Here is a 14110-nt window from a genome sequence, read left to right as displayed (position 1 = left end):
CAATAAAAACAATTATATAAGTGAGCAATAACATGAACTTAAAAGAATCTCTTATCAAGAATAACTCTATCCTACTGAATGCAAAAGCAACCGACTGGAAAGCGGCGATCAAGCTAGGTACTGACGCATTGGTAAAAGCGGGCGTGGCTGAAGAGCGTTACTACGAAGCGATTACCAAAGCGATTGGCGAAGAAGGGCCTTATATCTGTATTCACGATGCGTTCGCACTGCCACATTGCCGCCCTGAAGACGGTGTTATTCGTACTGGGTTTGCGCTAACCGTGCTTGAAGCGCCAATTACGTTTGAAGGTGTTGATGAGCCTGTAGATGTGCTGATAACACTAGCGGGTAAGGACTCAGAAGAGCACATCGAAGGCACCATGCAAGTGGCGAACTTGATTGAATTCGATGAAGACTTCTCAAAACTTCGCGCGTGCAAAAGCCCAGAAGAAGTGGCGCGTTTAATTGATGCTGCATTGCTTCAAGCGGAAGCGGCGTAAGGAGGCAACGATGTCTAAATATAGCCAATTGAAACAACGTGTTTTAGAAGCCAATTTGCAACTTCCGAAATACGGTTTGGTGACATTTACTTGGGGTAATGTCTCTGAGTTTGACCGTGTTAACGGAGTGATAGCGATTAAACCATCAGGTGTCGAATACAGTGATATGACGGCTGAAGACATGGTGGTCGTCGATCTCGAAGGCAAGGTTGTTGAAGGGAAACTCAATCCTTCAAGCGATACCGCAACGCACTTAGAGCTCTATAAAGCTTTCCCTGAAGTGAGTGGCATTGTTCACACGCATTCACGCAGTGCCACCATTTGGGCACAAGCGGGTATCGACATCCCAGCCTTAGGCACCACTCACGCTGATTATTTCTACGGTGACATCCCATGTACACGTCGATTGTCTCACTCTGAAATTTCTGAAGAGTACGAGAAAAATACTGGCTTGGTGATTATTGAAGAGTTCAAGCAACGTCGAATCGATCCAATGGCCGTTCCAAGTGTGATTGTTGCAGGACATGCGCCGTTCTCTTGGGGCAAAGATGCCAACGACGCCGTTCATAACGCGGTGGTATTAGAAGAAGTGTCGGCAATGGCGTTGGCAACGCGCACCTTGAATAGCGGCATCAAAATTCAGCCAGAACTATCCGACAAACACTACTTACGTAAGCACGGTGAAAATGCTTATTACGGCCAACAGTAAATCGGCTTTTTGTTTAAATAAGCCGTTTAAGTAAGTCGTTTCTATTCGAAGTAGCTTCAATATTGATTAGGCCCGACTTCAGGGAATAAGTAGAGGACTCTATGTATAAAGTGCTGGCGTTAGATCTCGATGGAACCGTGTTAAAGGATGATCACACGATTCATCCAGAAGTAAAAAAGGCGATTCAAGAAGCCAAACAAAGTTGTCACGTCATGATTGTTACTGGCCGACACCACACAGCAGCACGACCTTACTATTACGAATTGGGGCTAGATACTCCAATCATCTGCTGTAACGGCACTTATGTTTATGACTATCAAACTGAAACGGTATTGACTCAAAACGCCATAGAGAAAGATAAGGCACTTACTTTCATTAACATGGCTGACGAGTTTCAGCTCAAGATGGTGATGTATATAACTCATGCCATGACGTACTCACAGTACAACCCATTTGCCTACATGTTGGCATTGGAAAGCTGGGCTGAAACGGCACCAGAGCAACATCGCCCACAAATTTACCAAGTGGAATCATTCATAGAAACAGCTCAACAAGCTGAACACGTTTGGAAGTTTGTGGTAGAGGGGAGCCAAGATTCCGTCGACCGTTTAATGCAACACCCATGGATAGGAGAGAACTTCAACGGTGAGCGTTCTTGGTCAAACCGAATCGACTTTGCTGCAAAAGGTAACAGTAAGGGCTTACGCCTTGCTGAATACATCGCAGAACTCGGTTATCACGCCGATGACGTCATTGCCGTCGGTGATAACCACAACGACATATCCATGATTAAGTACGCCGGATTCGGTGTAGCGATGCTCAATGCTGATGACATCGTCAAATCACACGTTCAACGCGTGTGCTCAACAGATAACAACCATGATGGCTTAGCCCGTCTAATACGTGAACAAATTAAAGGATAACAACATGACTAAACCAATGATTCAGATCGCCCTAGACCAAACAAATCTTCCTGCCGCAATTGAAGTGGCAAACAACGTTGAAAGCTTTGTTGATGTGATTGAAGTGGGCACTATTTTGGCTTTTGCTGAAGGGATGACAGCGGTTTCTACCCTTCGTAAAAACCACCCAGACCATATCCTTGTGTGCGATATGAAAACCACCGATGGCGGCGCAATTTTGGCTCGAATGGCATTCGAAGCGGGTGCTGATTGGATAACCGTTTCTGCGGCTGCACACATCGCAACCATTGGTGCGTCTAAGAAAGTCGCTGACGAATTTAACGGTGAAATCCAAATCGAAATTTACGGCAATTGGACAATGGACGATGCTCAATCTTGGGTCGACCTAGGTATCTCTCAAGCTATCTATCACCGTTCTCGTGACGCTGAATTAGCTGGTGTGGGCTGGACTGAAGAAGATCTTGTGAAGATGCGTGCATTGTCTGAAATGGGCATCGAGCTTTCTATCACAGGTGGCATCGTGCCTGAAGACCTTTACCTATTTGAAGGCATTAAAGCGAAAACCTTTATTGCAGGTCGCGCACTTGCGGGTGAAAAAGGTAAAGAAACAGCAGAAGCACTAAAAGCTCAGATCGACCGTTACTGGAATTAGGAGGCGTTATGTACCAAAACTTATTACGCCACCGAGTAGGGCTTTATGAGAAGGCCCTACCTAACGAACTCAGCTGGGAAGACAAACTGGCAACAACCAAAGAGCTCGGCTTTGATTTTCTTGAGATATCGGTAGATGAATCAGACGAGCGCCGTAGCCGTTTGGATTGGAATGACGATGAAGTGTATGTCTTACGTCGCCTGTGTGAAAAGCATGGTGTACCGCTGCAATCCATGTGTTTAAGCGCGCATCGCAAGTTCCCATTTGGATCTGCAGATCCGGTGATTCGTGAACAAGCGGCTATCCATATGGAAAAAGCGATCTCACTCGCTTACAAATTGGGTATTCGTACCATCCAATTGGCTGGGTATGACGTTTACTACGAGCCTGCGGATAAGGTGACTCACCAGAGGTTCATTGAAGGCATGAAGCTTTCTGCGCAGTTGGCGGAAAGGTCGGGCGTTATGCTCGCTGTGGAGATCATGGATACCGATTACTTGAACTCTTTGAGCAAGTTTGAAGTGCTGAGTCGTGAAGTCAATTCACCGTATTTCACGGCGTATCCAGATGTGGGTAATATCTCCGGTTGGAATTACGACATAGTGACGGAACTAAAGTTGAGCAAGCCTCATATCACTCAGATCCACCTCAAAGACACTTATAAAGTGACTGACGAATACAAAGGTCAATTTCGAGACTTAGTGATTGGTGATGGTGAAGTCGACTTTAATGCCATTTTTGAAACGTTGAAAGAGACTGAGTGCGTCGTACCACTCGTGATTGAGATGTGGGCTCAAGATGAACGTTGGAAAGAGAATATACTTACGGCACAAAAACGACTGAATGATGTTTGTGTGCAAACGGGTGTTCCGATGTTGTTTGACCACTAACTCTACTTAGAATTATTAACTAGTTTCTCTTTGCGTTCTCGGTGCTCCTAACGAAAAGAGAAAATGCAGCATATTGCCCCCCAATATGCTGCATTTTTATATCAACATGTCGCCCTAAACTGTTGAAGCTGAGGTTATGTCAATTTCGAAATAGTGGCTGTTCTTAAACAGCAATAGTCACATGATCACGGCCCACTTCAGCCATCTGAATCAGGTAGTCTGTGTGGTACTTCTTTTTGATGACGATTTGGCTACCGATTTCAGCAACAATCTTTACCACTTCCAACGCATCAGAAGGATGCAATGAAGAGTCTTTTGAAATTTCGATATTAACGCCTAAATTTGCCAATTTGATGATGTCGCTAGAATGCATGATGATGTCCAAGATGTTTGATTTTCGTGGACTATACCATCTTCAATTTATGCAACTCTACTCTGCCTATCCTAAAATTTCGGTCGATGCTCTCAATCTATGATTCCAATATGTAAGTAGTAGATCTAACTCACAAATTGCGGGTATCAATAACCTCAATGTGAGGGTGACGTTATGTGCTTAGTATTTACTTTATATACTGCCCCTATTAAGTGATTAGCTTGCTGATCTTCAATAGGGGCATTTTTGGATCGGGCACTCATCAAAATTACTAATCTTTTGGATCTCTCAGTATGAAAATTGTTATTGCACCAGACTCGTTTAAAGAATCTCTATCGGCTGTATCTGTGGCGGCGTGTATTGAAAAGGGCTTTCGTGAAATCTTCCCAGACGCTGAATACGTAACATTGCCTTTGGCTGATGGTGGTGAAGGGACTGTGGATGTATTGCTCCAAGGGCTTGTTGGTGAAAAGCGACATAGGCAAGTCGAAGGGCCGTTAGGGCAACAAGTTAATGCTGAATGGGCGATGCTTGAGTCATCCGATAGCAACCCGAACAAAACGGCACTGGTTGAAATTGCTGCTGCATCGGGTTTGGACTTGTTGAAACCAGAGCAGCGTGATCCATTGATTGCTTCTTCATTCGGAACGGGGCAATTGATTTTGGAGGCGATAGAGCAGGGCGCTCAAACGATTATTCTTGGATTGGGTGGCAGTGCAACTAATGATGGCGGTGCAGGTATTGTTCAAGCATTAGGTGGGACACTGTTAGATAATGCAGGGCAAGAGCTTAACCGAGGTGGCGTTGCACTAGCTGATTTATCATCGATTGATCTTACTGGTTTAGATTCACGCTGTGCTGATATCGAGTTAATTGTGGCGTGCGATGTCGATAATCCGTTGTGTGGTGATAACGGTGCTAGCCATATATTCGGCCCACAAAAAGGCGCAAGCCCAGAACAAGTTGTGATGCTTGATAAGGCGCTTGAGAATTTTGCTCAAGTAGTTGAATCGCAAGGTTGTGTTCGTGGGGATGATCCCGTTCACAAGCGTACTGGTTATGGTGCGGCTGGTGGTGCTCCAATGGGGCTTGGTTTGTTGTTTAACATGCAGATTAAACCGGGTATTGAGATGGTGCTTGATGTTTTGCAAGCCGATGAAGTATTGAAAGGCGCAGATCTTGTGATTACCGGTGAAGGGCAAATGGACAATCAAACTCTGCAAGGAAAGACGCCTTATGGCATTGCCAAACGTGCGAGCTTACAAGGCATTCCGACCATAGGGATTGCAGGTTCTTTAGGTACAGAAGTCGAAGCCTTATATGGTGAAATGAACAGCTTGTTTGGTACAGTGCGCTCTCCTCAGTCACTCGAGCAAGTACTGCGAGAAGCTGAATTGAACCTAACCAGAACGGCGAGGAACATTGCCTCAACTCTGAGGTTAGGCCATGCCATTTTTAAATAAACCGAAGTTATACATAGGCTTATTCGCAGTGAAGTTCAATAGGTTTCATAGATAACAACGATAAATATAAACGATTATATTTTCTGCCAACTCAGGTCTATTCTTTATCCATATTGTTTTAGTGGTTTTTAAAGTATTGAATCCACTTAAATCTAAGATGTGGCAACGATGCGATATCTTTAACCTTAAGGAATAGACCATGAGTAAAAAACTGACCACAGCTGTGGGTTGTCCTGTCGCTCATAACCAGAATGTTCAAACGGCGGGCAAACGTGGTCCACAACTTCTTCAAGACGTTTGGTTTTTGGAGAAATTGGCCCATTTTGATCGTGAAGTGATTCCAGAGCGTCGTATGCACGCGAAAGGCTCAGGTGCTTACGGCACATTTACCGTTACACACGACATCACAAAATACACCAAGGCAAAATTGTTCTCTGAAATAGGTAAAAAAACCGACTTGTTTGCACGTTTCACAACAGTTGCGGGTGAGCGCGGTGCTGCCGATGCTGAACGTGATATTCGTGGCTTTGCATTGAAGTTTTATACTGAAGAAGGCAACTGGGATATGGTGGGCAACAACACGCCAGTATTCTTCCTTCGTGATCCTCTTAAGTTCCCTGACTTAAACCACGCGGTGAAACGTGACCCACGCACCAACATGCGTAGCGCGAAAAACAACTGGGATTTCTGGACTTCTTTGCCGGAAGCTCTGCACCAAATTACTATCGTAATGAGTGACCGTGGTATCCCTGCGACTTACCGTCACATGCACGGCTTTGGTAGCCACACGTTCAGCTTCATCAACGCTGATAACGAACGTTTCTGGGTGAAATTCCACTTCAAATCTCAGCAAGGTATTAAGAACCTTTCTGATGCAGAAGCGGCACAAGTGATCGGTGATGATCGCGAAAGCCACCAACGTGATTTGCTAGACAGCATCGATAACCAAGATTTCCCGAAATGGACGTTGAAAGTACAAGTGATGCCAGAAGCGGATGCAGCGAAGGTTCCATACAACCCGTTCGATTTGACTAAGATCTGGCCTCATGCAGATTACCCGTTGATCGAAGTGGGCGAATTTGAGCTAAATCGTAACCCGCAAAACTTCTTCGCAGAAGTAGAGCAGTCAGCATTCAACCCAGCGAACGTAGTTCCAGGTATCAGCTTCTCGCCAGACAAGATGCTGCAAGGTCGTCTGTTTGCTTACGGTGATGCACAACGTTACCGTTTGGGTGTAAACCATCAGCACATTCCAGTGAATGCGCCTCGTTGCCCAGTACACAGCTACCACCGTGATGGCGCGATGCGTGTCGATGGTAACTTCGGTGGCACATTAGGTTATGAGCCAAACAACGAAGGTCAATGGGCTGAGCAACCAGATTTCGCTGAACCAGCACTGAACCTAGATGGCGCAGCAGCACACTGGGATCACCGCGAAGATGAAGATTACTTCTCGCAACCGGGTGACTTGTTCCGCCTAATGACACCAGAGAAGCAAGCGATTCTTTTTGATAACACTGCTCGCAACCTAGGCGGCGTGCCAAAAGAGATTCAATTGCGTCACCTAAGACACTGTTACAAAGCTGACCCTGCATACGGTGAAGGCATTGGTAAACTGCTTGAAATCGACGTGAGCGAATTTAAGTCGTAATCAATCATTTTGATCTCGCTGTTTATTAAGCAACCCTAAATCATTGAAAAATTTAATAATCCACATTGATAGTTTTTACCTATCGAATTGATAAATCTATCCCATTATCTTTGTAAGAGTGATGGGATTATTCTACGACTATCAGTTTATAAAGTAGAAGAGTTTGAGATGAATAAGAGCGCATTAATCGTTGAAGGTGGAGCAATGAGAGGCATTTTTGCTGCCGGAGTTTTAGACGCCTTTATGCAAGACGATTTCCGTCCTTATGACTTTGCCATCGGCGTATCTGCAGGTGTGTCGAATCTGGTTGGCTACTTATCTCATGCACCAAAACGCAGTTATGATGTGATCACCACGATGGCGACGGATAAGACCTTCTTTAACCCTGCTCGCTTTGCCAAGGGCGGTAACTTAGTGGACGTTAAGTGGTTATGGAACGAATCCAATCAACGTTATCCGCTGGACTGTGGCGAGCTATTTTCAAGTATCCCACTCATTGCTGCTGTCACAAATGTCGATACGGGCAGTGCAGACTACTACCATATTAAGCCAGAAAACCTTTCTAATGTTGTTGAAGCAACAACGGCTTTACCTATCGCTTACCGTGAAACTCCGTGTTTCTCTGGTGGCTGTTATACCGATGGCGGTGTAGCCGATTCGATTCCGGTTCGTGAAGCATATCGCCGTGGCGCACGCGATATTACCGTGATTCTGTCTCACCCATTGAGCTACCGAATGAAGCCTCAAAAGCACCAATGGATGCTGAAGAAACTATTAAAGAAATTCCCGAATATTGCTGAGTCGATGGCGGTACGTGCTGAAAACTACAACCAGTCTCTGGAGTTCATTCGTAACCCACCCAAAGATGCGACTATTAAAGTGATAGCGCCACCTGAAGCCTTCGCGGTTAAGCGTTTAACTATGGATCAAAGTACTCTTAATACAGGTTACGAGATGGGCGTCAAAGCCGGTGAAGAGCACCTTGCTATTAGAAAAGGCGTTTATGGTTTAGACACTGAAGATTGTCATTTCTGCGTCTAGGAACGGTTTTAGAATACTGAATAAACGACGAAGCCACGCTGTTCACTTCAGAATAGCGTGGCTTTGTATCTGTAGACCTAGTTTGTTTTTAACTCAGCCTGCTATTAACTCAATTAGCGATTAAACGAGTTCGTTACCGCTGGTGTTGCCAGCAAAGAAGGCATCAACACTGGTGAGCGTTGTATTGGCGATGTTGAACAGAGCATCTTTGGTCAAGAAAGCTTGGTGACCTGTGAACAATACATTGTGACAAGCAGATAGGCGACGGAATACGTCATCGACAATCACATCGTTAGATTTGTCTTGGAAGAACAGCTCTTTCTCGTTATCGTAAACATCAAGACCAAGCGCGCCGATTTTGCTTTGTTTGAGCGCTTCAATCGCTGCGGTTGAATCCAGCAGTTCACCACGGCTGGTGTTGACGATCATCACGCCATCTTTCATCTTCTCAAATGCCGTTGCATCCAATAAGTGGTAGTTCTCTTTACTCATCGGACAGTGCAGAGAAATCACATCAGACTCTTGGTAAAGTTCGTCGAGTTCAACGTATTTAGCGCCTAACTCAACAGCTAACGGGTTTGGATATGGGTCATAGCATAGGATATTCATGCCTAAACCCTTCAGAATTCGCATCGTCGCTAGGCCAATCTTACCCGAGCCAATCACACCGACCGTTTTACCGTGGAAGTTAAAGCCAACTAACCCCTCAAGAGAGAAGTTCGCATCACGAGTGCGTTGGTATGCCTTGTGTAGTTTACGGTTCAAACACATCATCATGCCAACCGTGTGTTCTGCTACCGATTCTGGTGAGTAAGCCGGAACGCGAACCACTTGCAGACCAAACTCTTTGGCTGCGTCTAGGTCGACCTTGTCAAAGCCCGCACAGCGCATCGCGATTAACTTGGTGCCGCCTTGAGCAAGAATCTCTAACACGTCTCGCGATAGGTCATCGTTTACAAACGCACAAACCACTTCGTTGTCGTGCGCCATTTTTGCTGTTGTTGTGGTGAGTCGAAAATCGTGAAAATGAAACTCAGCGTTGAGTTCGCCTTTTGCCAGTTCGAATGATTTTTCGTCGTATGATTTTGAGCTAAAAAAAGCAATGTTGAGCATGGCTTCCTCTCTTACCTAAAATATAAATAACCCACTAATTCATTCTCTGAGACGGGATTAAAACTAATAACTCTGTTCAGTGTGCTAGAGTTTTTTTCTCTTGTCTATCACCATTAGTCATTGTAATTGCTATGGTTATTTGATCTTTTGTCTTCACTTATTGAACATTAAAAATCACATTACGAGGTTGCTTGCTTATAAGTTCATCAATATTGAATGAATCTTACTTTCGGGTGTGGAACGTTGAATTTTCCAGTGTGACGGAATACGTAAATGACTCATATAAAACCTCTTCTCTAACTGTTCTTTGAAAGTTGTGCTTCTGTCTAACGAGTGGCGGTTGTTATTTACCAGTAGTTCTCACTGCTGAATTGACCGGGTTTTCTGCGTAAGTGCTTTTCGAAACCTAAGCTGCTAGTTAGCGCTTCGCTTGTGTCACGAACCATTTGCGGATTGCCGCAAAGGTAGAAAAAACTGCGGGTTTGATTGAAAGCGACAGACGCGGCTTGCTCGAGGTCGCCTCCAAGTAACAAATTTGGGATTCGTCCGCGCAAAGTTCCGGTAACTGATTCTCTAGAAATAATTGGCACATATTTAAGTCTCCCTTGAAAGTGATTAACGAGTTGAGTGATACGATCTCGATAAGTCAGGTCTTGCTCTGTTCTTACAGCATGCACTAGAACCAGATTCTTGAATGAAGAGGCTTTGTCTGAAGCCAACTCATTTTGCTGTATCTGCATGCTCTCAAGTATTGAGATAAATGGGCCTACCGCGGTTCCGGTTGAAAGCATCCATAGATCGTCGGCGATCTCTGGGATCTCATCTAAGGTCATAAAGCCACTTGGGTCTTTGCCGACAAAGATGTCATCGCCCATCTTCAACTCATGAAGTTGAGGTGAAAGCTGACCGTTCTGATCCTTAATAATCAAAAATTCCAGATGTTGATGACCTTGTTCGTGCTCTGGCGCGTTCACCATCGAATAGGCGCGTCTTACGAACTCATCCTCACTGTTAAGTAAGCCAAGTTTCGTGAACTGACCTGCCTGATAAGAAGAGACAGGTGCACTAACCTGGAGTGAGAACAATTGATCTGTCCATTCTGTTTTGTTTAGGACTTTGCCTGTAACTAAACCATGAGGAATATCTGTCATATCATCCACCTTTAAGAAGAGAAGTTATCTCATTAAGGATACTCAACTATTTACACTTTAGAGTTGCATGTACCACGCCAATAATGAGAATGCTTATCAATACTGATTAAAGGTTAATTATTGGGTCGAATGTTGTCAAAAAGACAATATACTATTTGAGTCCAAATGACTCGTGCATGTGTTTTGGTTTCGTTTTAATAGACTTTAGCTGGTTGAACATCGTTAACATAGGTTGAGTGGTTTGACCCCTAGGATATTCAATCAATTACTGAAGAGAATAATTTATAGATGCGTATAATGGCGGCTTTCGTTCTCAATATAACTGTGTTTTATGCTTGATAATCTTCGTATGGCCTTGAACGTATTGTTCGTGACCATTAATACTGCATTCACCGCATTGGCTGTGAGCCTGTTTGCCCTAATCAAACTTATTTTGCCAATTTCTGTCGTTCAAAAATCATGCACTCGCTTAGCTAACTTCACATTCTGGTGTTGGGCTTCTCTTAATTTATGGATGTTGAACGCCAATAACGATATCGAATGGCAAGTGGAAGGGGGGGAAGATATTTCGACCAAGCAGTGGTATTTGATGATGTCTAACCACCTAAGCTGGGCAGATATTGTGATTTTGTCTTCAATCCTAAAAGACAAAATGCCGATGACGAAGTACTTCTTGAAACATGAATTGTTGTACGTACCATTTGTTGGCTTGGCCTGCTGGGGCTTAGATATGCCATTCATGAGACGCCACTCTCGTGAGTTCCTATTACGCAACCCAGAACGCCGTAATGATGATTTTAATGCAATCAATAAAGCGTGTACTAAGTTCAAATTAGCACCGACAACATTGGTTAATTTTGTTGAAGGGACTCGTGCAAACCACGAGAAACTGGCGTCAGCAAAGACCCCTTATCGCCACTTATTGAAGCCGAAAACTGGGGGCGTGGCATTTGCTTTATCTGCAATGGGCCCAATTTTGGATGGCATCGTGGATGTGACCTTAGCTTACCCTGAAAACCAAACCTCTCCGTTTGAAGATATGCTGAAGGGCAAAATGACTAAGGTCGTTGTGCGTATTAAATTGCATCCAATGGATGAGAACGTGAACGGTAATTACTTTGAAGATAAGGCATTTAAACGTCGCTTCCACAATTGGTTGAACAGCACGTGGAAAGAGAAAGACGTCTACCTTGATACGGTTTATGGGGTTGATAAGCCTTCTGAGGTAGAGACAGTTGACGAGCCTGATGTGGCTTATAAGAAACAAGAACAGTAAGCTAAAACTGAATCGATAGCATTAATAAAGCCGATAGCTCATTGAACTATCGGCTTTTTTATTAATTTGACTTTCTTAATATTCAAACCATTAAGTTAGTACTTACTATGGCTTAACCGCCTGGTAAGCATCAATAATATGCTTTACTTGGCTAGGTTTTCCTTGCTTCTCTTGTCCTTGATGGATACGTAAGTAGTGCTGCAATGTTTTGGCTTTGTATTGCTGTGATACCTTCACTTGTTCATCACAACTTGGTGTCCAGATCTTGTCACCGACGTTTGATATCTCGCTAACGGTTTGGCTCTTTTCTGAATCACCGCGACTATTACTCACCAATAAAATCTCGTAGTAACGACGGTTCTCTTCAATCAACACTTCATCAATAAGACCAAAATGGATCGCCTTTAAATGGCTTCTCAACTCGAATTGCTGATGCACCGGACAAAGCAAGAAATCGATCGCTTTGTCTGGGTGTTGACGATGAATATCATCGACGAGCTTTTGAGTAAGATCGCCACCGACGCCCGCAATAATCACCAGGTGTTTGCCAGTATGTTTCTCAAGCGGGATAGCGGCGACATCCATACAGTAGACTTGCCATTGGCTAGTCACTTTCTGTTCTGCTATTGCACCTTGCGGAAAGTAACGCGTAAGTTTGCTTTCCAAATCGCTCATAAGAGACGGGACAATATCGACAAAGTGAAGCTGAGGTGCTTTGTTATCCGACAACAGTTGAACACCCAAGAAGCCGTGATCACAACAACAGTCCCAAATATGTTGGTAGTCATTGCTGACAAGGGAATGGAGAGTTTGCAGTCGGTTACTTAGCTTCATAAGGCTCGTGTCGTTAGAAAAGGGGTATTGTCGTGTTGAACGCGCATTGTAATGACTTTCCATAAAAACAAAAGCACCTAGGGTATGAATCCTAGGTGCTTTGTTTTCATCGGTATCCAAGTAAAGGATAAAGTGAGCTTGTTAGGACAACCTATGAAGCCTTTGCAACAGCCCTGATGTGGCCTTCAACTCGATTTTTTCCAAGCTGTTGAGCAATCAACTTTGCTTGCTCCGCCAGTGCTAGAGCTGTATCTGGCTCTCCCTCTATTTGTGAAAAACCGACACTCACGCCTAAAGAGAGGCTGATGTCTGGCGTCACAATAGTTTTCTCTGCTACGCCAATTCGGCACTGGTCTAGTTGGAACTTGGCGTCGTTGCCGTCGTTTGCTTTAAATAATACTGCGAACTCTTTGCCTCCAATACGAGCAAGGCATAGTCCTTTAGGCTTCGGAAAGTACGAGCGTAGTGTTTCTGCTGTCAGCTTGATCATCTTGTCACCCACAGCTTCACCATAAGCACGGTTCACGTGGTCAAAATTATCGATATCGAGTAGAGCTATATAGGTTTCAGGCTGGTTGGCGTAGTTTTCCAGTGCAATATTAAAGCTACTTTTGTTGTCTAATTGTGTCATCAAGTCCTTGCTACTCAACTGGTGCTGAAGCAGTAAGTTGGACAGTGAGACTTCCGTGTAATCTCTGATCATACGCAGAATACTCTGGCTGATCGGTAAGTTTGCGTTTACGTACAACACTGCGATCAACTGCTTGCGAGAGTGCAAAGGAATACAGTAATGGCGTTGGTGTATTTTGAGTTTACACGCTAATGGGTCTGCGTACTTTCCGCTTCGGTAAGCCATGGTGTCCGGTGTAAATCGTTCGGCAAGGGCTTTGTCACAATGTACCGTTGATTTGTTTCCGTGATAGTCGATGGTACTGAATGCGTGGTTCTCAGGCTGATAGAGACAGAATTGAATGCCTTTTTGGTAGGTGAAACTATCCAGTATGGATTTTAATTCTCGTTTAAAGCTTACAAGGTCATCGACTTTATTCAGTTGTGACAAGGACACGTTCAAACGATAAGCCAAATAGTTTGCGCCAATCCACAATAGAAGCAGTGAACCAAGTACCAAGCCAGTTAGCGTAAATTGGTGTGAGCTGGTTAAGATATCGTGGCGATCGGTGACCGCAATGAACACCCAATTTAAGCTGTTGTCTGCGTCAAATACCGATATTTTGAAGTTATCTTGATAGTAGTATTCATGTTTACCCGCCAATTCACCTTGAGATAGTTGGTGGCTGATCCCTGCATGGAAGCTGATGGATTTAGAACCGATACGCTGTGGATCCGGGTGGAATACCAGTCGCTCTGTTGCTCTGTCAACGACAAATACATAGCCGTGATTAAGCGTTTTTAAATCTCTTAAACCTTGCGTGGTATGCATTAAATCAAACTCAATCCAGGTTTCTTCGTTGAGCTTTTCTGCAGTGTGTTTAACGGCGAAAACCCATCGTCCATCCAGGGCGGGAGCATACTT

The 14110-nt window shown here is 44.3% G+C and carries 14 protein-coding genes; 9 read left to right on the top strand and 5 right to left on the bottom strand.

Annotation, left to right across the window (positions count from 1 at the left end):
• Positions 1-32 precede the first annotated feature (32 nt).
• The 5 genes from AB4493_RS00070 (at position 33) to AB4493_RS00050 (ending at position 3674) form a co-directional block, all read left to right on the top strand.
• A complete protein-coding gene (locus AB4493_RS00070) occupies positions 33-500 on the top strand; it encodes a PTS sugar transporter subunit IIA (RefSeq protein ID WP_372154329.1) in 468 nt (155 codons plus the stop codon).
• 10 nt (positions 501-510) lie between these two features.
• The gene (locus tag AB4493_RS00065) at positions 511-1209 is read left to right on the top strand and encodes an L-ribulose-5-phosphate 4-epimerase (protein WP_017064003.1); all 699 of its coding nucleotides are present in this window, start codon (positions 511-513) and stop codon (positions 1207-1209) included.
• 101 nt (positions 1210-1310) lie between these two features.
• Positions 1311-2132, top strand: a complete 822-nt coding sequence (locus tag AB4493_RS00060; protein WP_017064002.1) for a pyridoxal phosphatase — start codon at positions 1311-1313, stop codon at positions 2130-2132.
• A gap of 4 nt (positions 2133-2136) precedes the next feature.
• Positions 2137-2784, top strand: coding sequence for a 3-keto-L-gulonate-6-phosphate decarboxylase UlaD (locus AB4493_RS00055; protein ID WP_372154328.1), 648 nt, complete (start codon positions 2137-2139; stop codon positions 2782-2784).
• Positions 2785-2792: 8 nt separating this feature from the next.
• Complete coding sequence (locus AB4493_RS00050; RefSeq protein ID WP_017065671.1) at positions 2793-3674, top strand: L-ribulose-5-phosphate 3-epimerase; 882 nt, start codon at positions 2793-2795, stop codon at positions 3672-3674.
• Positions 3675-3837: 163 nt separating this feature from the next.
• Here AB4493_RS00050 and AB4493_RS00045 read toward each other — a convergent pair whose 3' ends face one another.
• The gene (locus tag AB4493_RS00045; RefSeq protein WP_009845895.1) at positions 3838-4047 is read right to left on the bottom strand and encodes a hypothetical protein; all 210 of its coding nucleotides are present in this window, start codon (positions 4045-4047) and stop codon (positions 3838-3840) included.
• 293 nt (positions 4048-4340) lie between these two features.
• Here AB4493_RS00045 and AB4493_RS00040 point away from each other — a divergent pair, with 293 nt between their 5' ends.
• The 3 genes from AB4493_RS00040 (at position 4341) to AB4493_RS00030 (ending at position 8202) form a co-directional block, all read left to right on the top strand.
• A complete protein-coding gene (locus AB4493_RS00040; protein ID WP_372154327.1) occupies positions 4341-5510 on the top strand; it encodes a glycerate kinase in 1170 nt (389 codons plus the stop codon).
• Between the two features lie 199 nt (positions 5511-5709).
• A complete protein-coding gene (locus AB4493_RS00035; RefSeq protein WP_372154326.1) occupies positions 5710-7161 on the top strand; it encodes a catalase in 1452 nt (483 codons plus the stop codon).
• A 168-nt stretch (positions 7162-7329) separates the two neighbouring features.
• Positions 7330-8202: a patatin family protein gene (locus tag AB4493_RS00030; protein ID WP_065583767.1), complete on the top strand. Its 873-nt coding sequence runs from the start codon at positions 7330-7332 to the stop codon at positions 8200-8202.
• 120 nt (positions 8203-8322) lie between these two features.
• On the opposite strand, the gene AB4493_RS00025 is transcribed toward AB4493_RS00030, so the two are convergent.
• Positions 8323-9315 (bottom strand): 2-hydroxyacid dehydrogenase, encoded by a 993-nt coding sequence (locus AB4493_RS00025; protein WP_017063995.1) that lies wholly within the window; start codon positions 9313-9315, stop codon positions 8323-8325.
• Between the two features lie 347 nt (positions 9316-9662).
• Positions 9663-10466, bottom strand: coding sequence for a ferredoxin--NADP reductase (locus AB4493_RS00020; protein ID WP_372154325.1), 804 nt, complete (start codon positions 10464-10466; stop codon positions 9663-9665).
• Positions 10467-10797: 331 nt separating this feature from the next.
• Between AB4493_RS00020 and AB4493_RS00015 the strand changes: the two genes are divergently transcribed.
• Positions 10798-11742, top strand: a complete 945-nt coding sequence (locus tag AB4493_RS00015; protein ID WP_017063993.1) for an acyltransferase — start codon at positions 10798-10800, stop codon at positions 11740-11742.
• A 105-nt stretch (positions 11743-11847) separates the two neighbouring features.
• On the opposite strand, the gene AB4493_RS00010 is transcribed toward AB4493_RS00015, so the two are convergent.
• Together AB4493_RS00010 and AB4493_RS00005 are read right to left on the bottom strand one after the other, a co-directional pair.
• Positions 11848-12576, bottom strand: a complete 729-nt coding sequence (locus AB4493_RS00010; protein ID WP_017069730.1) for a tRNA (adenine(22)-N(1))-methyltransferase TrmK — start codon at positions 12574-12576, stop codon at positions 11848-11850.
• A gap of 151 nt (positions 12577-12727) precedes the next feature.
• Positions 12728-14095 (bottom strand): diguanylate cyclase domain-containing protein, encoded by a 1368-nt coding sequence (locus AB4493_RS00005; protein WP_372154353.1) that lies wholly within the window; start codon positions 14093-14095, stop codon positions 12728-12730.
• Positions 14096-14110: the final 15 nt, after the last annotated feature.

This window comes from Vibrio sp. 10N.222.55.A1 (assembly GCF_041473835.1).
In the GTDB taxonomy this organism is placed as follows: domain Bacteria; phylum Pseudomonadota; class Gammaproteobacteria; order Enterobacterales; family Vibrionaceae; genus Vibrio; species Vibrio crassostreae_C.
This window is presented reverse-complemented; position numbering and strand designations above follow the sequence as displayed.

Coding starts and splice junctions, on each gene's coding strand:
- AB4493_RS00070 (WP_372154329.1), top strand. CDS start 33: ATGAACTTAAAAGAATCTCTTATCAAGAATAACTCTATCCTACTGAAT.
- AB4493_RS00065 (WP_017064003.1), top strand. CDS start 511: ATGTCTAAATATAGCCAATTGAAACAACGTGTTTTAGAAGCCAATTTG.
- AB4493_RS00060 (WP_017064002.1), top strand. CDS start 1,311: ATGTATAAAGTGCTGGCGTTAGATCTCGATGGAACCGTGTTAAAGGAT.
- AB4493_RS00055 (WP_372154328.1), top strand. CDS start 2,137: ATGACTAAACCAATGATTCAGATCGCCCTAGACCAAACAAATCTTCCT.
- AB4493_RS00050 (WP_017065671.1), top strand. CDS start 2,793: ATGTACCAAAACTTATTACGCCACCGAGTAGGGCTTTATGAGAAGGCC.
- AB4493_RS00045 (WP_009845895.1), bottom strand. CDS start 4,047: ATGCATTCTAGCGACATCATCAAATTGGCAAATTTAGGCGTTAATATC.
- AB4493_RS00040 (WP_372154327.1), top strand. CDS start 4,341: ATGAAAATTGTTATTGCACCAGACTCGTTTAAAGAATCTCTATCGGCT.
- AB4493_RS00035 (WP_372154326.1), top strand. CDS start 5,710: ATGAGTAAAAAACTGACCACAGCTGTGGGTTGTCCTGTCGCTCATAAC.
- AB4493_RS00030 (WP_065583767.1), top strand. CDS start 7,330: ATGAATAAGAGCGCATTAATCGTTGAAGGTGGAGCAATGAGAGGCATT.
- AB4493_RS00025 (WP_017063995.1), bottom strand. CDS start 9,315: ATGCTCAACATTGCTTTTTTTAGCTCAAAATCATACGACGAAAAATCA.
- AB4493_RS00020 (WP_372154325.1), bottom strand. CDS start 10,466: ATGACAGATATTCCTCATGGTTTAGTTACAGGCAAAGTCCTAAACAAA.
- AB4493_RS00015 (WP_017063993.1), top strand. CDS start 10,798: ATGCTTGATAATCTTCGTATGGCCTTGAACGTATTGTTCGTGACCATT.
- AB4493_RS00010 (WP_017069730.1), bottom strand. CDS start 12,576: ATGAAGCTAAGTAACCGACTGCAAACTCTCCATTCCCTTGTCAGCAAT.